Here is a 19,677-nt window from a genome sequence, read left to right on the forward strand (position 1 = left end):
GATCCCCGATGATGGAACCGCGTCCGACCGCGCGTCCGACCTTCCGGAGGGAACCCACCATGCCCGACCGTGACACCACCGTCCTCGACAACCCCGTCGCCGCCTCGCTCGCCGGCCCGCACGCCCACCTCGCCCGCCACCACGGCCGGGCCTCCAGCTTCCTCCCCGAGGTGGCGAGCTTCTCCGCCATCACCGCCCAACCCGGCTCCTGGGACGACCTGATCGCACTCCTCGGCGTCGACGCCTTCGCCCTCCTCGTCAACTGCCCCGTTCTCCCGCCCGACCACCTGGCACCCGAATTCACCTTCGAGGGCTACCAGATGACCCACCCCGGCGCACTCTCCGCACTCCCCCGCACCGCCGCCGCTCACGTGGTCGAACTCGGTCCCCCGGACGTCCCCGAGATGCTCGCCCTGGCCGAACGCACCCGCCCCGGCCCGTTCCACGCCCGCACCCACGAACTCGGCACCTACCTCGGCATCCGGGAGAACGGCGCGCTGGTCGCCATGGCCGGAGAAAGGCTCAAGCCGCCGGGCTGGACCGAGATCAGCGCCGTCTGCACCGCCCCCGAAGCCCGCGGCCGCGGCCACGCCACCACCCTCATCACCACCCTCATCCACCAAATCACCGCCCGCGGCGACCGCCCCTTCCTCCACTCCGCCGCCGACACCACCGCCTTCGCCCTCTACCAACGCCTGGGCTTCACCATCCGCACCAAGGTCACCATCCGCGGCTACCGCACACCCTGAGACACCGCGCCCCGCGGAGCAGGCCTTCGGCCGGCAGACAGGAGAAGACACGGCGAAGCCGAACACACGGCGACGGGGTCGCCTCCTCGTGGGCGGATAGTCGGGTGATCCCGGGGCGCTGCCTGAATAGGGTTGCGCCGTGCCTGAGTTGAAGCAGTTGGATGCCTGCCACGGCCCGGCGATCCTGGCCTTTGAGCCGGCGAACCGCGCCAATGTCGCGTCCCGGAAGGTGCTGGTCAAGGCCGGGTTCGTCCCGGTCGGCCCGGCGGGCCCGGCCGACCTCAGTGGCGGGACGGGCACCTGGTTTCGGCGCGACCTGGCGGGCCGGTAGCTCGCGGGCCGGGCGTCAGCCAGGTGTTCGGCCGCGCCAGTGGCGGATTTCGAGGGCGGCGGCCACGTCGAGGGGGTGGTCGGCGAGGGGGCGCGGGAGGAGGGTGTCGGCGCGGGCGAGACGGCGGAGCAGGGTGTTGCGGTGGGTGAAGAGGCGGGCCGCGGCGCGGGTGGCGTTGCACTGTTCGGCGAGGTAGGCGCGGACGGCTTCGGCCGGGGGGCCGTCGAGTGCGCCGAGGACGCGGCGGACGAAGCGGTCGGCGCCTTCGAGGTCCTGGGTGAGGAGGGCGACGAGTTCGATCTCCTCGTGGGAGGCGAGGCGTTGGACGGAGGCGAGGCAGGCAAGCATGCGCTGGGTGGTGAGGGCGTCGAGGTGGCTGCGGCGGAAGCCGTTGACGCCGCCGGCGGCGGGGCCGAGGGCGATGCGGACGGCGGGGAGCCGGTCCAGGCCGGTGCGCAGGCGGTGCTGGTCGGGGCGGGCGGCGGTCCAGACCCAGCGGGTGGCCGCGCTCGCGGTGACGTCGAGGATCGGCGGCCGGCCCGCCGTCGCGGCCAACAGGTCGGCGGCGCGGTCGAGTTGGGCGAAGTCCTGGTCGAGGTCGTCGACCCACAGGACGGCGGCGGTGTGGGTGCCGGCGAGGGGGTACCCGAGCTGGGCTTCGGCGCGGGCGCGGGCGATGGGCGCGCCGTCCAGCAGCAGGGCGACGGCGTGCAGCCGTTCCGCGTGGTTGGAGCCGGTGAGCGCGGCGCGTTCGGCCCGGAGCAGGGCGGACATCCCGCCGACGCAGGCGTCCACGAACGCGGAGATGGAGCGGAGTGAGACGTCGAGGAGTTCGCGCAGTTCCTCGGGGTCGGTGGTGAGCGAGCAGGCGATCCGGGTCCACAGGCGGAGGGCGACGCTCTCGCCGGCGCGGTAGGAGTCGAGGGCGGGTTCGTCCAGGCCGCGGCGGACGATGTCGCGGGCGATCAGTCGCTGTTCCTCGCCCTCGGGGGCGGGGACGGGCGCGCCGGGGGCGGTGACGTTGGCGGCGGCCCAGCGCAGCAGGTTGGCCCGGTTGACGCGGCGCAGGCCGGCGGAGAGGACGGGGTCGTCGGCGATCGGCCGCCGGGTCTCGCCGGCGAGGGTCGCGGCGTCGAGTTCGGCGAGCCATTCGGGCTGCGGGTTGAGGGCGAACTCGGCGCCCTGGCGGATCAGTTTGCGGATCCGGGCTGGGGGCAGCGGCATGCCCGCCACCGTAGTAGTGCAGAGTGCACCGGGAAAGGGGCAGCTCGGTGCAGGTTGAACCTGGGCAACTGCCGCAGGATTTGTGGACGATGACGGGGTCTCGTCCGAGGACCGTCAGGAGTCGCCCGTGTCCACCGCCGCCGCGCACCGCCACGACCGGACCGCCGCGCCCGTCGAGCATCTGGATGTGCTGATCGTCGGCGCCGGGATCTCGGGTATCGGCGCGGGCCGTTACCTGTCCGCCGAACTGCCCGGCAAGGGGTTCGCGATCCTGGAGGCCCGGGCCGACCTCGGTGGCACCTGGGACCTGTTCCGCTACCCGGGCATCCGGTCCGACTCGGACCTGCACACCTTCGGCTACGCGTTCAAGCCGTGGCGGGAGAAGGAGTCGATAGCCGACGCCCCGCAGATCCTGTCCTACCTGCGCGAAACCGTCCGGGAGAACGGTTTGCAGGACCGGATCCGCTACCACCACCGGGTGCTGGACGCGAGCTGGTCCACGGCGGACGCCCGCTGGAGCGTCCGGGTGGAGCGCACCGACACCGGCGAGCGGCTGACCCTGACCTGCGACTGGCTGTTCTGCGCGATGGGCTACTACCGCTACGACCAGGGATTCACGCCCGAGTTCGAGGGGCTGGAACGTTTCACCGGCACCGTCGTCCACCCGCAGCACTGGCCCGAGGACCTCGACCACACCGGCAAGCGCGTGCTGGTGATCGGCAGCGGCGCGACCGCCGTCACCCTGGTGCCCGCGATGGCGAAGCGGGCCCGGCAGGTGACGATGCTCCAGCGCACGCCGACGTACATCATGCCGGTGCCGCGCCGCGACCACCTCGCCAACCTGCTGCGGCGGCTGCTCGGCGACGAGCGCGGCTACGCGCTGGCCCGGCGCAAGAACATCGCCCAGCAGTACGCGGTCTGGTCGTTCTGCCAGCGGCACCCGAAGACCGCCCGGCGGATCATCCGCTGGGTGAACGCCCGCCAGCTGCCCAAGGGTTACCCGGTGGACAAGCACTTCAGCCCGCCGTACGACCCGTGGGACCAGCGGCTGTGCGCCGTCCCCAACGGCGACCTGTTCAAGGCGATCCGCGCCGGCCGGGCGTCCGTGGTCACCGACCGGATCCGCACCTTCACCGAGCGCGGGGTGCTGCTCGAATCCGGCCGAGAGCTGGAGGCGGACCTGGTGGTCACCGCGACCGGGCTGAACGTGCAGGCCTTCGGCGGCATCCCGATGAGCGTGGACGGTGTGCCGGTGCGGCTCGCCGAGACCGTCGCGTTCAAGGGCATGATGCTCTCCGGCGTCCCCAACTTCGCGTACGCGATCGGCTACACCAACTCCTCCTGGACGCTGAAGGTCGGCCTGCTGTGCGAGCACTTCTGCCGCCTGCTGGCCCACATGGACCGGCGCGGGCACCGGATCTGCCGACCCGAGGTCGCCGACCCGGCGATGCCCACCCGGCCGTTCCTGGACTTCGCGGCCGGCTACATCCTGCGCGCCGTGGACGGGCTGCCCCGGCAGGGCGACCGGGGGCCGTGGCAGACCTCCACCAGCTACCGCGACGACGAGCGGACGTTCGGCGCCGGGCCGGTCACCGACCCCGAGCTGCACTTCTCCTGACCGCCCCGACCTGACCGCCCCGGCCTGACTGTCCTCCCGGGCTGCCCACCCCGGCCGGGCCGCCGCCCCTTGCCGCCTGCCGGGGGCGGGCGGACGCTGGGAGGAAGGCGCACCGGCCGCCCGTCGCCGGTGCGCACGGGAAGGTGACACGTCATGCAGAACCACTGGATCGTCGATCTGTCCTTTGAAGAGGACGAGTCCCGCACCACCTGCACCGCCTCGCTCAGCGGCTTCAGCGCGCCCGGCGCTCAGGGCACCGGCATGGCCCGACGCAATCCCACCGACGACGCCGACACCGTCATCGGTGAGGAGCTGGCCGCGGCCCGCGCCTGCCACGACCTCGCCCACAAGCTGGCCGGCCAGGCGGAGACCGGAATCGAGAGCCACACCCACAGCCCGGCGCACCTCCCGCTCTGAACACTCCGAGATCCGAACCAACCGAGCCTCTGAGTCTCTGAGCGGCGCCGAACTCCCGTGCGGGGCGGGCCCGTCCACCGGTCGGTGATCTTTTCGGACCATCGAACCGGCAGGTAGAGTGCGGCGATCAGTCGTGCCCACGGGGGGCACCAGCGAGACGAATCACCGGTGACCGCATGACCGTCTGGACCCGCCCCGCCCTGTGGTGGCGCTGCGCCATCGCCCTGTCCGCGTTCCTGGGGATCTACCTCAGCAACAGCTCGCTGGTGTACTTCACCCTCCAGAGCAACGTGCTCGTGCTCGGCTACTTCCTCGGCGCGGCCTACTGGATGGTCAAGCGGGGGACGGTGGACGCCCCCGCGCCGCGGCTGCGCGGCGCCGCCGTCCTGTACATCACCATCACCGGCATCGTCGCGCACGTGCTGCTCAACCACGGCGAGAACCCGCTGCCCGGCCTGGTCTCCGGCCCCGACCGCCTCCAGCACTGGTCCAGCTTCTTCCTGCACTACACCACCCCGCTGATGGTGCTCGCCGACTGGCTGCTGCTCTCCCCCCGCAACGCGTCCCGCTGGCGCGACCTGCCGCTCTGGCTCTCCTACCCCCTCGGCTACGCCTTCCTCACCGAGGCCCGCGCCGCCGCCTTCCCGAACTTCCCCCTCCGCTACCCCTACTTCTTCCTCGACCCCACCGAGAAGGGCTACGCCTGGGTCGGCCTCCAAATGGTCCAGCTCACCGTGGAGTTCATCGTCCTCGCCGCCCTGGTCGTCGCCCTCGACCGCCTCGGCACGAAGCTCCGCCGTACCCAACCCGTCACTCAGGAGGCCTGACGGCAGGTCGGCCCAGCCAATTCCCACTCCTTTGATAATCTGTCTGCATGACCGAGCGCACCTACAGCATCGGCGACGGACCGGCGACCAGAGTCAGCCTGTCCTTGCCCGAGGGCACCGCGGCCGCGATCCGGGAGCGGGTCGGCAAGCGCGAGTTCTCCGCGTTCATCACCGCCGCCGTCGAGCGTGAGCTCCGCGGCCGGATACTGGACGAATACCTGGCCGACTACGAGCGCCGCAATGGACCGATCCCCACAGCTGAACAGGATCGTGCCCGCCGGGTGTTCGACGAGGTGTTCGCCGGGGAGAGCGAATGGCCCGCCGCAAGCTGAACCACGAAGGAACGTTGGTCCTCGACTCCGAGGGATTCTCCAAACTGCTCGCGGACAACGAACCGGTGGTCGCTCTGGTCGCGGAAGCGCGCGCCAGGGGCATGGAGGTGGTGATCAGCGCGCTGACGATCATCGAGGCGGTGCACGACCGGACCGACCGGGCCCGGCTGAACTGGCTGCTCTCCGGCCTTCGCATCGCTCCGATCGGCGACGAGGAGGCCAAGGCGGCGTCGGCCCTCCTGCTGGCGGCCGGCCTGCATGGCCACAAGTACGCGATCGACTCCGTCGTGGCCGAACTCGCTCTGCGACAGCAGCGGCCCGTAGTGGTACTGACGTCGGACGTCGATGATCTCACCAAGCTCTGCGGCGGCCGGGTGCGGCTGGTTCCCGTGTAGCCGTCAGCGGGTGGAGCCCATCGGCTGTCCGCTGTACCAGTTGGGCCTGCTGTCGGTGCTCAGGCTCGGCCAGTCGCAGGCCTCCGACGGGATGCCGACCCCCCTACTGGTGCCGGGCCCAGGCGGCGAACGCCTCGTGAAAGCCCGGGAAGGTCTTGCGCACGCACCCGGGGTCGTCGAACGTGATCCCGGGCGTGCGCAGCCCCGTGACGGCGAACGACATGACGATCCGGTGGTCGCCGTGGGTGGCGATCTCCGCCGTCCTCGGCGCACCGGGCCGGATCTCGATCCAGTCCCGCCCGGTCGCCACGTCGATCCCCAGCCGCCGCAGGTTCTCCGCGCAGGCGTCCAGCCGGTCGCACTCCTTGACCCGGGTGTTGTACACGTCCTCGATCCGCACCGGCCCCGACGCGAACGGCGCGATCGCGGCGAGGGTCGGCATGGTGTCGGAGACGTCCCGCATGTTGACGGTCCCTCCGGTGAGCGTCCGGCCGGTGACGGTGGTGGCGTCCGCCGTCACCTCCACCTCCGCGCCCAACTGCTCCAGCACCTCGACGAACCTCAGATCCCCCTGCAGCGCGCCCTTCCCCAGCCCCGGCACCGTCACCCGGCGCCCCGTCACCGCGGCCGCCGCGAAGAAGTACGACGCCGTGGACGCGTCCGGCTCGATCGCGTACCGGGTCGCCGTGTAGCCGCCGGGCGGGACGCTGAAAATCTCACCCTCGCGCTCAACCTCGACGCCGAAGCTGCGCATCATCGCGAGCGTGATCTCGACGTACGGCGCGGAGACCAGGTCGGTGACCCGGATCCGCAGCCCGTCCTCGGTCAGCGGGCCGAGCAGCAGCAGCGCCGTCAGGTACTGCGAGGACAGCCCGGCGTCCAGCGTCACCTCCCCGCCCTTCACCCCGCTCGTCCGCACGCGATCCTGCCCTGCCGCGGCTCGCGCGAGACGGATCGTCTTACGCCTCGGACAAGCCGCGGGTGACGCGCTACGCGCCGGTGTCCCAGTTGCACGCGGTGGCGAGCGTCTTCTTGTTCTGTCAGTGCCGGGGACGGCGGGGGCGGGAGCGAGACCCTGACCGTGGGCGATGGTGGTGGGATCCTGGCCGGTGTCGCACCTCCTCAATGATTGTTCTGATTTCTTGCCGGTCTTCGTCAACGAGGCCCGGTTCTTCCGCGTCGAGTTCGTCGAACGCGTTCAAGGCGCGCTGGTACTCCTGCAGGATCGCGGCCTTGGGGCGGCCCAGGCCTTCGTAGGCTGCGGCGAGGACTGCTTGGGTATGTGCCCTGTCACGTCGGCTGCTCCAGGTGTGACCGCCCACCTCGTCGTACAGGGACAGCGCTGTTTGCGCTGCCGACTTTGCGTGACTGAAATACCCTTTTGAGTCAGCCGCGGCCTGTGAGCGGAGATATCGGCCCGTTGCTACGAGGACATTCGCCTTCAGACAGTGCGTTTTTGCCTTGTGGAGACGGTTTGCCCACGAGTCCTCGGGGTGCAGGTTGTCATACTGTGCCAGAGCCTCTTCCACTTTGTCCTGCGCGCTCTTGAGATCCTTCCGTGCAAGTTCGGCCAGCAGCGTTTCCGCCGAGTCATTCTGTCGGAATTCTTCCAGGGCCTCCTCGAGATCCTCCTGGCCCTCCGCCTCCCTCAGGGCTTCGCCTGCATTTCCGTCCTGCCACGAACCGGCCCTTCCCAGATATCCGGTCGCCATGCGGAACAATGCCATGGCATGTTGGGGCCGAACAGCTTCGCTGTATTGCCGTTCCAAGATGTTGTAGTTTTCGAGAGCCCGGGCATGCTGCCTGATGCTCTTGTCCCACTGCTCAGTGGCTGCATACATCTGGCCGATTTCGGAGAGAGCCTGTGCGTGGTCGCGGTGCCAGCGTGTGCTGCAGTGCTGACGAAGCTCCTCGTACAATTCGCAGGACTCCTGCGCCTTGGCCAGGGCTTCCGCCCATCGCCCACTCTCGCCGAGCTGCCAGGCAAACCCGCGTAGGACGAATGCCCTTTTCCCCTTGATGTCATCGGGCTGGTACTCGTCGGTCTCACGAACCTCCGAAAGCCGCTCAATCACATCGTAGGCTTCGTTGGCCACGTGCAGAGCTTCGCGTGGCCGACCGATATGGCAAGCCGTGGTGGCTTGCGTGCACAAGGCTTTCGCCAGGCCGAACGCCTGCCTGCGAGTGAGACTGTCCTGGCGCATTTGCTCCAGGAGCTGTACAGACTCTCGGGCACGCTCGTGAGCCTCCTCGAACTGACCGGCGTCATCGAGGCGGTCTGCGAGATCACTCAGCGCCTCGGCCAAGCCGAACTGGTGCTCCTCCGACCGCTGCAGTGGCTGAAGTGCACGATAGGTGTCCACCGCCTCCCAAGCGACCTCGCACGCACGGCGTCGCTGCCCAGAACTCGCCAAGTAATGTGACAAGCGCTGCAAGGCAGTGGCCAGCATGTCCCGGTTCTCCTCGGTGTGCGGCGCATTGATGCGCTGGAAGTGCTGCACCGCATGCTCCGCAACGGCCACGGCCAGCTCCAGTAGCACGTCAGGAGAGGGTACGTCGAGTTCCTTGAGGACCTGCGCAGCAACCTCCTGCGCGGACTTCTTCCGTAGCGTCGTGTTCAGTGCTGCCACCAGCGAAGCACCAATGGCGGCCGCAGACTCGTCGTGCTCTGTCATCGCGACCTGCTTGACCAGCCGGATGATAGGAGCCGCATGATCCCGTAGTGCCTGCTCCATCACCTTTCGGGCCACCTTCTGAGCCGGTGCATCCTTCATGGCCTCCCCGGTGGGAGCTGTGCCGTCCGGAGAAGAGGCGTCGCTTTCGGTGGTGAGCTGGAGGACGCGAAGCACCTTGAGCACCTGACGGGATCGGTCGGAAGTCGATCGCGGAATGCCAGGTCCCTTTCCATCGACGTCGAGCAGTTGACGCGCAAGATCGGGAAACGTCGCGATCACTCTGGCCCCGAGCCGCTCGGCAAGCCGGAGCGGCTGCAGCGAACGCAGATAGCCTTCCCCGATGAACTCCGCGTGTTGCCAGCGAGCGAACCCCCGTCTTCGCCACTCCGGCTCGTCCGCGAGGTCGGGGACGAGTCGGAGCCGGCGCGCGGCCTCCGTCTCCCCCTCTCCCTCGGTCCGGCCGGTGGCCACCGCCAAACTGGAGATGGCGACAACCCGTTCAAGGAGGACAGGATCGTCAGGAAGGCAGACGTTTCTGGCGGACTCCTGCCATCTCTGGCGCTGGACGTCGATGGCGTAGTCCAGCAGCGCATCCGACCGCGAGCGTGACGGCGGGCCGGCGGTGGCCGAGGGTGTCTTGCCCAGGCTCGCCCGCGCATCCACCAATGCTTGGATCAAGATCAGCAGGTAGCTGGCGAAGTCGGGGCTCTCCAGATTCGGCGCGCCGGCACCGGCATCCGCTGCAGCCCTGGCCACGACTTCGCTGCCAGGCACCGCATAGGGCTGTTGCTCGGGCTGTGCGTGCGTGGTTTCCCTTTGCTGGTACCAGCTTTTGAAGGCATCGAAGGCGACGTTGTAGACCTCCTCGCGGTCGGCCTTCTCCGGTGGGTCGAGAGGCGCAGGATCCTGTTCGTCGACCAGCGCCTCGTAGCGCCGCTTGAGCGCCTTCCACCACATTCCGCCGCTCTGGGCCACGGCCAGGATGCGCAACGGGAGTCGATTGCCTGTCTCCGCGGCCGTAGCGAGAAGAGCCTCCAGTTGGCCGGCATGGGTGTCGGCGTCATCAACGACGATCAACCGCTTCTCCTCGAAATCGCAGAATTTGGAGAAGTTGACCTCCAGTGGATCAGCGATTCCGGTGACCCAGCTCTCGGCGGCCATCTGCCGGCACAGTTCCCTGGAGAGACGGGTCTTGCCCACGGCGCCGCCCCCTGTGAGCAGCCGCAGCCGACACCCGCCCGGCAGCCGGCACCAATCGGCCAGCCCGGCAAGCTCCTCCACCCGGCCTTGGAAGGGCACGACGCTGTAACGGGCCTGCAGCAGGTCTGCCTCTGACCACTGGTCGGGGGGCGGCAGCGGAAGATAGGCCGGTCTGAGCAGCTCGTCCCCACTCCACACCGGGTCCAACTTCACCTGCTCCGTCGGCTCTTCACCTCTGGCCCGGAGCAGGCATTCATTTGCAGCACTGTCGCCGTCCGCCCCGAAGATGAGGTTGATCGGAACCGCCAGCAACCGCCCCTCGATCGTCGCGCGGTCTCTTACGATCACGCCCACCAGGTGGTCTCCGCTGAACAGAGCCGCCCCCGACATGCCACTCCACAAGGACGTACCCGAGCGGGTAGGAGAGGTCCCAGTCTCGATCTGGAAGTTCAAGGACTGGATAAATTCCCTGGAACCGCTCATGGGAAATATTGAGCCCCGGGCATCCTCGACGTTCATCAGGTTCTTCGGCCCGACCTTGTCCACTTGCGACTCGGGAAAGCCAAGCGCCTGGGCCGGGACCCGGTCTTTGCCGAACAGACGGCCGAGCCTCACGTCGCCGGGCCACCCATTGTTCCGGATGGCGAACGGGTCGGTATCCTCCGCGCGAGTAAGCAGCGCAAAGTCCAAGTCATTCTTGATCTCGACCCGGAACGCAACCCCTTCGTCCGGCATCAACGCATACCGGTCTTCGGCGTACCTGCAGAGCCTGCGCACCGTCGCTGTCGTGCCTGCCGATTGCACGCAGTGACCGGCGGTCAGTACAAGGTTCGGCGTCAACAGGTAGCCCGATCCGCGCTTCCCACCTGCGGAAATGCTCACCAGGAGTTCGGGATCGAGGCCTGTCATTGCGCTTGATCCTCCGAGGCGATGCGCATGTCATCGGGCACGGTGAGGCTGAGCTTGATCCGGTGGGTGGCTACGTTGCCGTGTTCATATTCGCCGCCCGCCTGAAGGACCCAAAACTGTACGCCACCTTTACCTGTCCCCTTGTTGGAAACTTGGACAGTGGCTTCGACTTCGACCCCGGAGACTCCGAATTGAAGCTTGTCACCGGCGGCTTTCTCCTGCGCCGATTTGAGTTCCTGGCGCAGCGCAGCAACCATCTCCGAGAGCGGCAGCGGTTCTTGCGGCACGTTTTCCTGCTGGCCCGTCATTGTCTCAGTCCCTCGCGGATGCGCAAGCCGTCATTGCGGTACGCGGAAGCGCTGCACGGGGCACGAAATTGGCACATACGGCAACCGAGTGGACAGCGGTTGCGCGTCCGCAGCGCCGATGAATCTTTCCCCATCGGGAGCATGGAATACGGATCTACGCTCTCCCTGGAGCAAGATGTCGCACACAAACCAGTATTGGCCTCCCAGCAGGAGCGTCAACTCGACCAGAGCGCCCGAGCTTGCTCCGCCGCAGCTGTCAGGCCCCGCCGGCCCTTTCCCGGGGCGGCGGGGCCTCACGCATGTGCGGTCCGGCTACGCGGTGCGGGCGATCTCCTCGCGGGTGACCGGGTGCGCGAAGGGCAACCCCTGGACGTAGCGGGCGAGTTCGTCGGCGGCGGCGGCGGCCATGCGGTGGAGTTCGCCGCCGAGGGAGCCGGCGATGTGGGGGGTGAGGAGGACGTTGGGGAGGTCGTAGAGGGGGGAGTCGGCGGGGAGGGTCTCGGGGACGGTGACGTCGAGGACGGCGTTGATGCGGCCGGTGAGCAGCTCGGCGGTGAGGGCGTCCTGGTCGATCAGGGAGCCGCGGGAGGTGTTGATCAGGGTCGCGCCGTCGGGCATCAGGGCGAGGCGGCGGGCGTCCAGCAGGTGCCTGGTTTCCGGGAGTTCGGGGGCGTGCACGCTCAACACCTCGGAGCGGGTGCAGAGTTCGTCCATGGAGACCAACTCGGCGCCCAGGGACACAGACTGGGTCTCCGTCACATAGGGGTCGTGGAGCAGGAGTTCGAACTCGTACGGCGCCAGCAGCTCCAGTACTCGCCGCCCGATCCGGGAGGCGCCGACGATGCCGACGGTGCGCCGGTAGTTGCCGACGGTGGCGTACCCGGCCTGCCAGTCGTGCGGGGCCCGCCGGGAGCGGTAGTCGGCGGCCAGGCGGAGTACCGGCTTGTTGCTGAACAGGATTGCGGCGACGGTGAATTCGGCGACCGGCAGGGCGTTCGCCCAGGCGGCGGAGGTGATGCCGAGGCCGCGGTCCCAGCAGGCGTCGGTGACGTGGTGCTTGACCGAGCCGGCCGCGTGCAGGACGGCGCGGAGCTTGGGGGCGGCGGCCAGGACGGAGTCCGTGAGCGGGGGGCAGCCCCAGCTGCTGATGATCACCTCGGCCTCCGCGAGGGCGGCCGCGCCCTCCGGGGAGGAGAAGTCGTCGATGACCAACTCCGGGTCGAGGTCGGCGAGTTCGGCGATCCGGGCCATGGTGTCGGGGGAGATCAACCGGGCGGCGAGGTCGCCGTGCATGGCGAGCAGGGCGCGCGGGCGGGTCCGGACGGTGGCGGCGGAGGGCGGTGCCTCGGCGGGCGGTGCCTCGGCGAGCGGTGCCTCGGCGGGCGCGGAGTTGGGCATGGCGGGGCTCCCCAGAAGGCGCAGTGGAAAAGGAGGGGGTTACTTGACGCTGCCGGCGGTGAGTCCGGCCTTCCAGTGGCGCTGGAGCAGCACGAAGGCGATGACCAGCGGCAGGACGGCGAGCAGCGATCCGGTGACCACCAGCGGGTAGTACTCGGGGAAGGCGTGGGTCTGGGCGTTCCAGGAGTACAGGCCGAGGCTGACCGGGAAGAGCCGGTTGTCGGAGAGCATGACCAGCGGCAGGAAGAAGTTGTTCCAGATCGCGGTGAACTGGAACAGGAAGATGGTGACGAAGCCGGGCATGACCATCTTCAGGCCGATCGACCAGAAGGTCCGCAGTTCGCTCGCGCCGTCCATCCGGGCGGCCTCCAGCGTCTCGCCGGGGAGGTAGCCGGCGCAGAACACCCGGGCCAGGTACACCCCGAAGGGGTTGACCAGGGAGGGCAGCAGCACCGCCCAGTAGGTGTTGACGATGTGCAGCTGGGAGGCCAGCAGGTACATCGGCAGGGCGAGCGCGGTGGTGGGCACCAGCACGCCGAGCAGCACCACGCCGAACAGCTTCTCCTTGCCGCGGAAGCTGTAGACGTGGAACGCGTAGCCGGCGCAGACGCAGATCAGCGCGCACAGCGCAGCCCCGATCCCGGCGTACAGCAGGGAGTTGAGGTACCAGCGGAAGTAGATGCCGTCGCCGGTGGTGGCCAGGTCGTGCAGGTTCTGGCCGAGGTGGAAGTTGCCGGCGCCGAGCGAGCGGCCGCCGATCAGGTCGGCGGTGTTCTTCGCGGAGGCGGTGAGCAGCCAGCCGAGCGGGAGCAGGGTGTAGAGGGTGGCGAGGACCAGCGCCCCGTTGACGGCGGTCTTCGACAGCGTCCAGGGGCGGCGGCGCGGCTTCACGGCGGTGTCGGCGGCGGGGCGGACGGGGGTGAGGGTGCTGCTCATCGGGCGGTCTCCGTCCGCTGCTCGGTCCGGTTCGCGGTCCGCTGCTCGGTCCGCCTCTCGTCGCGGCCGCGGGTGAAGCGGGTGACCACGAGGGACAGCGCGGCGGCGACCAGGGCGAGGATCACCGAGGACGCGGCGGCCAGGCCGTAGTCGTTGCGTTCGAACGCGGCGGAGTAGGCGTACATGTTGGGGGTCCAGGTGGAGACCACGCCGGGGGCGACGTCGTGCAGGATCACCGGTTCGGTGAACAGCTGGAGCGAGCCGATCACGGTGAACAGTCCGACCATCACCACGGACGCGCGGATCAGCGGGATCTTCACACTGAACGCGGTGCGCAGCGGTCCGGCGCCGTCGACCACGGCGGCTTCCAGCACCTCGCGCGGGATGGCCTGCAGCGCGGCGTAGAAGATCACCATGTTGTAGCCGGTCCACTCCCAGATCGCGATGTTGACGACCGCGGGCAGCGGGTGGCCGAGCACGTCGACCTGGGTGCCGGCCGAGCTGAGCACGTCGATCACCGGGCTGATGCCGGGGGTGTAGAGGTAGGTCCACACCAGGGCGGCGATGATGCCGGGGACGGCGTGCGGCAGGAACAGCGCGAGCTGGAAGAAGCGCTTGGCGCGGGCCAGCGCGGAGTCCAGCAGGAGTGCGACGGCCAGCGACAGGCCGAGCATCAGCGGGATGTACAGCAGGCAGTACTGGGCGGTGTTCCAGAAGCCGTCGCGGAACGCGGCGTCGCCGAGCGCCCGGGTGTAGTTGCCGAGGCCGGTGAACACCTGCTTGGTGGTGCCGCCGAAGCCGAGGCCGGAGCGGCGCTCGCTGAACAGGCTGAGGTAAACCGCGTAGCCGATCGGGATCAGCGTGCACGCGGTGAACAGCACCATGAACGGGGCGAGCAGGACGGCCGGGGCGCCGAGCGGTGCCCGGCGCCTGCGGGCCGGCCGGGCCACGACGGAACCGCCCCGGGTCACGGCGGAACCACCCCGGGCGGCGGGGGTGCCGCCGCCCGGGACGGAGGTGCGGCCGGACATCAGCCGGCCACCTTCAGACCGCGGTTCTTCAGCTCGGCGAGGGTGGCCTGCTGGGCGGCCTCGACCGCGGACGGCACGGTGGTGCCCTGGCCGAGCTTGCCGAAGGCGTCCTTCATCGAGCTGTTGGTGGCGCCCATGGACGGGCCCCAGGCCCAGTTCGGCTTGATGGACTTCGCGGCGTCCTGGTAGATCGCGTAGATGTCCTGGCCGCCGTAGAACTCGGTCTTGAACGCGGCCTTGGCGACCGGGACCAGCTCCGGGTCGGCCGGGTAGGCGGAGGAGGAGCCGGAGGCGATGCGGGCCTGGATGCCCTCGGGGGTGGTGGTCGCCCAGGTGGCGAACTCGACCGCGGCCTTGGCCTTCTTGCTGTCCTTGGAGACCGCGAAGGTGGTGCCGCCGAGCATGCCGGAGGCGGCCTGGCCGTCCCAGCTCGGCACCGGGGCGACGGCCCACTTGCCGTTGGCGGCCGGGTCGGTGCCCAGGGTGGACTTCAGCACGCCGCCGCCCCACGCGGCGCCGAGGTACGCGGCGGTCTCGCCCTTCTGCAGCGAAGCCGTCCACTGCTGGCTGAACGAGGGCTGGACGCGGACCAGGTCGTCGGCGATCAGGCCCTGCCAGTAGTCGGCGACCTTCTTGGTCTCGGCGCCGGCCATGTCGACCTTCCAGCTGTCGCCGCTGGTGCCGAACCACTTGGCGCCGGACTGCCAGACCATCGCCTCGAAGGTGCTCGGGTCGTCCGGGAAGAAGGTGGCGATGCGGGTGTTGGCGTCGGCGGCCTTCAGCTTCGCCGCGGCGTCCTTGAACTCGTCCCAGGTCTTCGGGACGGCGACCCCGGCCTTCTCGAAGAGGTCCTTGCGGTAGTACAGGGCCTGCGGGGAGGCGTCCAGCGGCAGCGCCCAGGTGGAGCCGCCCAGCGTGGTCAGCTCCATCGACTGCGGCAGGTACTTGCCCTTCAGGTCGGCGGAGACCAGCTTGCTGATGTCCTGCACCGCGCCCTGGCTGACGAAGTCCGGCAGTTGCAGGTATTCGACGTTGAACAGGTCGGGGGCGTTGCCGGCCTTCACCGCGTTGGAGATCTTGGCGTAGCCGCCGGCGTTGCCGGACGGGATCTCCTCGAAGGTGACCTGGATGTTCGGGTGGGAGGCGTTGAAGGCCTGCACCACGTCCTTGGTGCCCTTGGCCCAGCCCCAGAAGGTGAGCGAGACCGGCTTGCCGTCGCTGCCCGCGTCGGAGGCCGAGGCCGACCTGTCGCCGTCGCTGCCGCACGCGGCGAGCAGGGTCACGCCCAGGACGGTGGCGGTGGTGGCGGCGGCGAGACGGAGGGCTCTGCGGCGGTGGAGAGCGGGAGAGGGCATGGCACGGCTCCTGTGGGGGTCCTTGAAACGCCGGGTAGGTACCCGATCGCCCGATTTGAGCAGGTCGGGCCGGGTTGACCGCTATCTTGGGACGGCCTCCGATCAGACGTCAAGAGATCGGGATCAAATGATCTGCAATGATCAATCACTCTTGACCCTTCAAGCGGCGCTCAGCTTGACTCTTCAGCGCTTTCGCCGAGGTCACAATCGGATCAAGGAGATCATTCGATCAGCAATCCTTGACGGCGTGATCGCCTCTTCCTAGGGTCGGCCGGGTATCCCCAGCGCCCACCCGTGCCCACTTCGCGCCCACAGGAACCGAGGCCGCCATGCCGCACCCGCTCGCCCTCCCGCCGGAAGACCGCGCACTCAGCCCGTACACCGGCTGGACCAGGGCCCACTGGGAAGGCGCCGCCGACCACCTGCTGGCCGCCGTCCGCCGCTACGCCGGACCGGCCAATGCCCTGATCAATCTGCCCGGCACCCGGCCCAGCTGGTCCGGCCCCCGCTCGGACGGCCTGGAGGGTTACGCCCGCACCTTCCTGCTCGCCGCGATCCGGGTGGCCGGCGCCGACGGCGACGACCCCACCGGCCTGCTGGAGCGCTACGCCGAAGGCCTCGCCGCCGGCACCCGCAGCCCCACCACCGAACTCCGGCTCTCCGACGGCGACCTCACCTCCTGGGGCGCCATCACCGACCGCGGCCAGCCCATGGTGGAAGCCGCCTCCGTCGCCATCGGCCTGCGCCTGACCCGCCGCTGGCTCTGGGACCGCCTCGACCCCGCCGTCCAGGAACGCGCCGGCGCCTGGCTCGCCCAGGCCCTGCACCGCCGGCCCGTGGACAACAACTGGTGGCTGTTCCCGTTCACCGTCGGCGGCTTCCTCGCCGAGGCCGGCATCGACACCGACGCCGCGAACGCCGCCATCGACCGCGGCCTGGAACGCATCGACCGCTGGTACCTCGGCGACGGCTGGTACACCGACGGCCGCCCCCGCGCCATCGACCACTACAACGGCTGGGCGCTGCACCTCTACCCCGCCCTGCACGCCCACCTCGCCGCCGACCCCGCGCTCACCGCCCGCTACGGGAGCCGTCTGCACGCCTACCTCGCCGACTACTCCCGGCTGTTCGACGGCAACGGCGCACCCATCCACCAGGGACGCTCCCTCAGCTACCGGTTCGCCGCCGCCGCCCCGCTGTGGGCCGGCGCCTTGCTCGGCACCACCCCGCTCGACCCCGGCACCACCCGCCGGCTCGCCTCCGGCGCGCTGCGCTACTTCCTCGACCGCGACGCCCTCGACGAACACGGCCTGCTCACCCTCGGCTGGCACGGCCCCTACCCGCCGATCGTCCAGCCCTACTCCGGCCCCGCCTCCCCCTACTGGGCCTCCGGCGGCTTCCTCGGCCTGCTGCTGCCGCCCGACCATCCCGTCTGGACCGCCCCCGAAACCCCCTCCCCCGCCGAGACCACCGACGCCGTCACCCCCCTGCCCGCCCCAGGCTGGCTGATCCAGTCCACCGCCGCCGACGGCCTCGTCCGCCTGCACAACCACGGCAGCGACGACCAGCCCGCGGACGCCCCCGTCGCCGACAACCCGCTCTACTCCCGCCTCGCCCACTCCACCCGCACCGGGCCGAACGCCGCCGCCGGCGACAACCACTTCGCCCTCCTGCTCGACGGCGAACCCACCGAACGCGGGCCCATCACCCCGCTCGGCGCCGGCCTTCTCGGCAGCTGCGGCTGGGCCGCGTCCTCGCACCGGCCCCGGCACCAGGGCGTCGAACTGCCCGGCGTCACCGTCACCTCGCTGACCCTCGCCCACGGGCCCGACGAGGTCCGGGTCCACCTCGTCCGCGGCGCGACGCCCGGCACGGCCGTCCGCGAGGGGGGTTGGGCGGTCACCGGAGCCCGCTCCTCCGTCACCGACTGCCACGCGCGGATCACCGGCGACGACCACCTCCGCACCGAACTCCTCGCCCTCCACGGCTGGACCACCGCCACCACCGCCCCCGCCCCCGGCGGCACCGCGTTCGGCGACAGCGCCGCGGTTCCGCACCTGCACGGCACCCTCACCACCGGGCTGTTCGCCACCGCCACCCGCCTCACGGCTGCCCCGGCCGCCCTCGCCCCGCTCACGGCCCTCACTTTCGCGGCCACCCCCACCCCGACCGGCCACGACCTCACCATCACCTGGCCGGACATGACGACCACCAACTTCACCTTCCCGCCCACCTCCTGACGCATCGCTGCTGTCCCCCCTTCGCGGGTGGCCCGGAACAGCAAGGACCCCCATGCCTCTCGCCTTCTCCACGCTCGGTCTCCCCGCCCACCCCCTGGACGCCGTCCTCGCTCTCGCCGCCGACCACGGCTACCAGGGCCTCGAACTCCGCGCCGCCCCGGGCGAACCCGTCCACACCGGCCTGACCTCCGCCGAACGTCGAGCCGTCGCCCGGCAGTTCGCCGCCGCGGCCGTCACCCCGCTCACCGTCGCCTCGTACGTCGGCATCGCCGAGCCCGGCCCGGACGCCCCCGTCCTCGCCGACCTGCTCGCCCACCTGCACCTCGCCGCCGACCTGGGCGCCCCGTACGTCCGCGTCTTCCCCCGTGGCGGCACCGACCCCACCGAGGGAACCCGCACCGCCGCCCACCGTCTGCTCCAACTCGCCGACGCCGCTGCCGACTTGGGCGTCACGATCCTGGTCGAGACGCACGACTCCCACCGCTCCGCAGCCGCCCTCTCCACTCTCCTGACCGCCACCCCGCACCCGGCCGTCGGCGCCCTCTGGGACGTCCTGCACACCTGGCTGTCCGGCGAGACCCCGGCCGACTCCTACCGCCTGCTCGCCCCGCGCCTCGGCTACGTCCAGGTCAAGGACGTCGCCTCCGCCGAAGACCTCACCCCCCTCCCCCTCGGTGCCGGCGTCCTCCCGCTCCCCGCCTGCCTGGCCCAACTCCCCACCAGTACCTGGGTCTCCTGGGAGTACGAGGCCCCCTGGCACCCCACCGCCGCCCCCTTCGCGCCCCGACTCGCCGCCGGCCACGCCTACCTGAAGGCCCTCCTCGCGGCCTGACCTGCCTTTGGCCCGGTACGCCCGTGGCAGGCCCCTGCCGGGTTGGCAGGGGCCTGCGGCAGACGGGCCGAGGAGCGTCAGGAGCTGCCCTCGGCGAACAGCGTCCTGGCCGGCCGGGCTTGTCGTCCGCCTGTGGCCGGGCGGCCCGGCCTCACCTCAGGTGCCGGGCGAAGAACCGGGCGCCGGCGTCGAGCTCGAACTGCGGGACGCCGGTGTGCCCGCCCATGTTGGCGTGCAGCGTCTTCTCCTTGGAGCCGAAGGCGTCGAACAGGTCCAGGGCCGCCTGCCGGGGGTTCCCCTCGTCGTCCCACTGCAACAGGACCTGCAGCGGGATGGTGACCTGGCGGGCCTCTTCGACGATGGCGGCGGGCACGCGGCTCCCGGCGAAGAGACCGGCGGCCGCGATGCGCGGCTCGACCGCCGCCAGCCGGACGCCGATGGAGATGATTCCCCCCTCGCACCCGACCGGGCCACCGATCCCGGGCAGCTCGAGCAGGGCGTCCAGGGCGGCCCGCCATTCCGGGACCGCCCTCTCCACCAGCGGGAGGATCAGGGCGTTGACGATCTCCTCGCCGACCGGCTCGCCCGCCTCCATCGCCCGGCGCAGATCGGCGCGGGCCTGCTCGGCTGCGGGCCAACCGGGCCGTTCACCGCTCCCGGGGAGCTCGATGGTGGCCGAGGCGAAGCCGTACTCCGCCGCGTAGTACCGGGCTCGCCCCGCCAGCCGGGGGTACATCTTGCGCAGCCCGAGCGGCGGGGGGCTGATCAGGATCAGCGGCGCCGGTGCGGACCCGGGCACCGGCGTCCACAGGATGCCGGGAATCCCGCCGAGGGTGAACTCGCGCTCGAGGACGGCGTCGTCGAGGCGCCGCTCAGCAGTGAAATGCATGGTCATGTCCT

The 19,677-nt window shown here is 70.3% G+C and carries 16 protein-coding genes and 2 pseudogenes; 9 read left to right on the forward strand and 9 right to left on the reverse strand.

Annotated elements, in window-relative coordinates; translation table 11 throughout:
* Positions 1–59: 59 nt before the first annotated feature.
* Both ACFV18_RS11380 and ACFV18_RS11385 read left to right on the forward strand, forming a co-directional pair.
* Positions 60–749 (forward strand): GNAT family N-acetyltransferase, encoded by a 690-nt coding sequence (locus tag ACFV18_RS11380; RefSeq protein WP_380481799.1) that lies wholly within the window; start codon positions 60–62, stop codon positions 747–749.
* A gap of 211 nt (positions 750–960) precedes the next feature.
* Positions 961–1,080 (forward strand): annotated as a pseudogene (locus ACFV18_RS11385) (GNAT family N-acetyltransferase); the annotation flags it as partial.
* Between the two features lie 15 nt (positions 1,081–1,095).
* On the opposite strand, the gene ACFV18_RS11390 reads toward ACFV18_RS11385, so the two are convergent.
* On the reverse strand, positions 1,096–2,304 hold the full coding sequence (locus tag ACFV18_RS11390; protein WP_380481801.1) for a PucR family transcriptional regulator: 1,209 nt from the start codon (positions 2,302–2,304) through the stop codon (positions 1,096–1,098).
* Between the two features lie 127 nt (positions 2,305–2,431).
* On the opposite strand from ACFV18_RS11390, the gene ACFV18_RS11395 reads away from it, so the two are divergent.
* From ACFV18_RS11395 to ACFV18_RS11415, 5 genes are all read left to right on the forward strand, one after another.
* A complete protein-coding gene (locus tag ACFV18_RS11395; RefSeq protein WP_380481802.1) occupies positions 2,432–3,922 on the forward strand; it encodes a flavin-containing monooxygenase in 1,491 nt (496 codons plus the stop codon).
* 153 nt (positions 3,923–4,075) lie between these two features.
* Positions 4,076–4,339, forward strand: a complete 264-nt coding sequence (locus tag ACFV18_RS11400; protein WP_380481804.1) for a DUF1876 domain-containing protein — start codon at positions 4,076–4,078, stop codon at positions 4,337–4,339.
* A 176-nt stretch (positions 4,340–4,515) separates the two neighbouring features.
* Entirely contained in the window at positions 4,516–5,166 is a 651-nt protein-coding gene (locus tag ACFV18_RS11405) for a Pr6Pr family membrane protein (protein ID WP_380481806.1), read from the forward strand.
* Between the two features lie 47 nt (positions 5,167–5,213).
* Positions 5,214–5,498 carry a hypothetical protein gene (locus tag ACFV18_RS11410; RefSeq protein WP_380481808.1) on the forward strand — a complete coding sequence of 95 codons (285 nt, stop codon included), beginning with the start codon at positions 5,214–5,216 and terminating at the stop codon, positions 5,496–5,498.
* Entirely contained in the window at positions 5,480–5,893 is a 414-nt protein-coding gene (locus tag ACFV18_RS11415; RefSeq protein WP_380481810.1) for a DNA-binding protein, read from the forward strand. The genes ACFV18_RS11410 and ACFV18_RS11415 overlap by 19 nt, the downstream gene beginning before the upstream one ends.
* 103 nt (positions 5,894–5,996) lie before the next feature.
* Here the strand turns inward: ACFV18_RS11415 and ACFV18_RS11420 are convergent.
* The 7 genes and pseudogenes from ACFV18_RS11420 to ACFV18_RS11450 form a co-directional block, all read right to left on the reverse strand.
* Positions 5,997–6,812 (reverse strand): annotated as a pseudogene (locus tag ACFV18_RS11420) (3-phosphoshikimate 1-carboxyvinyltransferase); the annotation flags it as partial.
* Positions 6,813–6,933: 121 nt separating this feature from the next.
* Positions 6,934–10,677, reverse strand: coding sequence for a hypothetical protein (locus ACFV18_RS11425; RefSeq protein WP_380481812.1), 3,744 nt, complete (start codon positions 10,675–10,677; stop codon positions 6,934–6,936).
* Positions 10,674–10,985: a trypco2 family protein gene (locus tag ACFV18_RS11430; protein WP_380481814.1), complete on the reverse strand. Its 312-nt coding sequence runs from the start codon at positions 10,983–10,985 to the stop codon at positions 10,674–10,676. The genes ACFV18_RS11425 and ACFV18_RS11430 overlap by 4 nt, the downstream gene beginning before the upstream one ends.
* A 312-nt stretch (positions 10,986–11,297) precedes the next feature.
* Entirely contained in the window at positions 11,298–12,278 is a 981-nt protein-coding gene (locus ACFV18_RS11435; RefSeq protein ID WP_380481990.1) for a hydroxyacid dehydrogenase, read from the reverse strand.
* A gap of 144 nt (positions 12,279–12,422) precedes the next feature.
* The gene (locus ACFV18_RS11440; protein WP_380481816.1) at positions 12,423–13,319 is read right to left on the reverse strand and encodes a carbohydrate ABC transporter permease; all 897 of its coding nucleotides are present in this window, start codon (positions 13,317–13,319) and stop codon (positions 12,423–12,425) included.
* On the reverse strand, positions 13,316–14,350 hold the full coding sequence (locus ACFV18_RS11445) for a carbohydrate ABC transporter permease (protein WP_380481818.1): 1,035 nt from the start codon (positions 14,348–14,350) through the stop codon (positions 13,316–13,318). Before ACFV18_RS11445 ends, ACFV18_RS11440 begins: the two co-directional genes overlap by 4 nt.
* Positions 14,350–15,705 carry an ABC transporter substrate-binding protein gene (locus ACFV18_RS11450; protein ID WP_380481820.1) on the reverse strand — a complete coding sequence of 452 codons (1,356 nt, stop codon included), beginning with the start codon at positions 15,703–15,705 and terminating at the stop codon, positions 14,350–14,352. Before ACFV18_RS11450 ends, ACFV18_RS11445 begins: the two co-directional genes overlap by 1 nt.
* A 329-nt stretch (positions 15,706–16,034) precedes the next feature.
* Between ACFV18_RS11450 and ACFV18_RS11455 the strand changes: the two genes are divergently transcribed.
* Positions 16,035–17,945, forward strand: a complete 1,911-nt coding sequence (locus ACFV18_RS11455) for a DUF2264 domain-containing protein (RefSeq protein ID WP_380481822.1) — start codon at positions 16,035–16,037, stop codon at positions 17,943–17,945.
* Positions 17,946–17,997: 52 nt separating this feature from the next.
* Positions 17,998–18,777, forward strand: coding sequence for a sugar phosphate isomerase/epimerase family protein (locus ACFV18_RS11460; protein ID WP_380481824.1), 780 nt, complete (start codon positions 17,998–18,000; stop codon positions 18,775–18,777).
* A gap of 151 nt (positions 18,778–18,928) precedes the next feature.
* Here ACFV18_RS11460 and ACFV18_RS11465 read toward each other — a convergent pair whose 3' ends face one another.
* Positions 18,929–19,666, reverse strand: a complete 738-nt coding sequence (locus tag ACFV18_RS11465) for a dienelactone hydrolase family protein (RefSeq protein WP_380481826.1) — start codon at positions 19,664–19,666, stop codon at positions 18,929–18,931.
* Positions 19,667–19,677 lie beyond the last annotated feature (11 nt).

This window comes from Kitasatospora sp. NPDC059673 (assembly GCF_042734215.1).
GTDB lineage: Bacteria > Actinomycetota > Actinomycetes > Streptomycetales > Streptomycetaceae > Kitasatospora.

What these genes read in the sequence shown, in the direction of transcription:
- ACFV18_RS11380 (WP_380481799.1), top strand. Translation starts at nt 60, where the DNA reads ATGCCCGACCGTGACACCACCGTCCTCGACAACCCCGTCGCCGCCTCG.
- ACFV18_RS11390 (WP_380481801.1), bottom strand. Translation starts at nt 2,304, where the DNA reads ATGCCGCTGCCCCCAGCCCGGATCCGCAAACTGATCCGCCAGGGCGCC.
- ACFV18_RS11400 (WP_380481804.1), top strand. Translation starts at nt 4,076, where the DNA reads ATGCAGAACCACTGGATCGTCGATCTGTCCTTTGAAGAGGACGAGTCC.
- ACFV18_RS11405 (WP_380481806.1), top strand. Translation starts at nt 4,516, where the DNA reads ATGACCGTCTGGACCCGCCCCGCCCTGTGGTGGCGCTGCGCCATCGCC.
- ACFV18_RS11410 (WP_380481808.1), top strand. Translation starts at nt 5,214, where the DNA reads ATGACCGAGCGCACCTACAGCATCGGCGACGGACCGGCGACCAGAGTC.
- ACFV18_RS11415 (WP_380481810.1), top strand. Translation starts at nt 5,480, where the DNA reads ATGGCCCGCCGCAAGCTGAACCACGAAGGAACGTTGGTCCTCGACTCC.
- ACFV18_RS11425 (WP_380481812.1), bottom strand. Translation starts at nt 10,677, where the DNA reads ATGACAGGCCTCGATCCCGAACTCCTGGTGAGCATTTCCGCAGGTGGG.
- ACFV18_RS11430 (WP_380481814.1), bottom strand. Translation starts at nt 10,985, where the DNA reads ATGACGGGCCAGCAGGAAAACGTGCCGCAAGAACCGCTGCCGCTCTCG.
- ACFV18_RS11435 (WP_380481990.1), bottom strand. Translation starts at nt 12,278, where the DNA reads ATGCACGGCGACCTCGCCGCCCGGTTGATCTCCCCCGACACCATGGCC.
- ACFV18_RS11440 (WP_380481816.1), bottom strand. Translation starts at nt 13,319, where the DNA reads ATGAGCAGCACCCTCACCCCCGTCCGCCCCGCCGCCGACACCGCCGTG.
- ACFV18_RS11445 (WP_380481818.1), bottom strand. Translation starts at nt 14,350, where the DNA reads ATGTCCGGCCGCACCTCCGTCCCGGGCGGCGGCACCCCCGCCGCCCGG.
- ACFV18_RS11450 (WP_380481820.1), bottom strand. Translation starts at nt 15,705, where the DNA reads ATGCCCTCTCCCGCTCTCCACCGCCGCAGAGCCCTCCGTCTCGCCGCC.
- ACFV18_RS11455 (WP_380481822.1), top strand. Translation starts at nt 16,035, where the DNA reads ATGCCGCACCCGCTCGCCCTCCCGCCGGAAGACCGCGCACTCAGCCCG.
- ACFV18_RS11460 (WP_380481824.1), top strand. Translation starts at nt 17,998, where the DNA reads ATGCCTCTCGCCTTCTCCACGCTCGGTCTCCCCGCCCACCCCCTGGAC.
- ACFV18_RS11465 (WP_380481826.1), bottom strand. Translation starts at nt 19,666, where the DNA reads ATGCATTTCACTGCTGAGCGGCGCCTCGACGACGCCGTCCTCGAGCGC.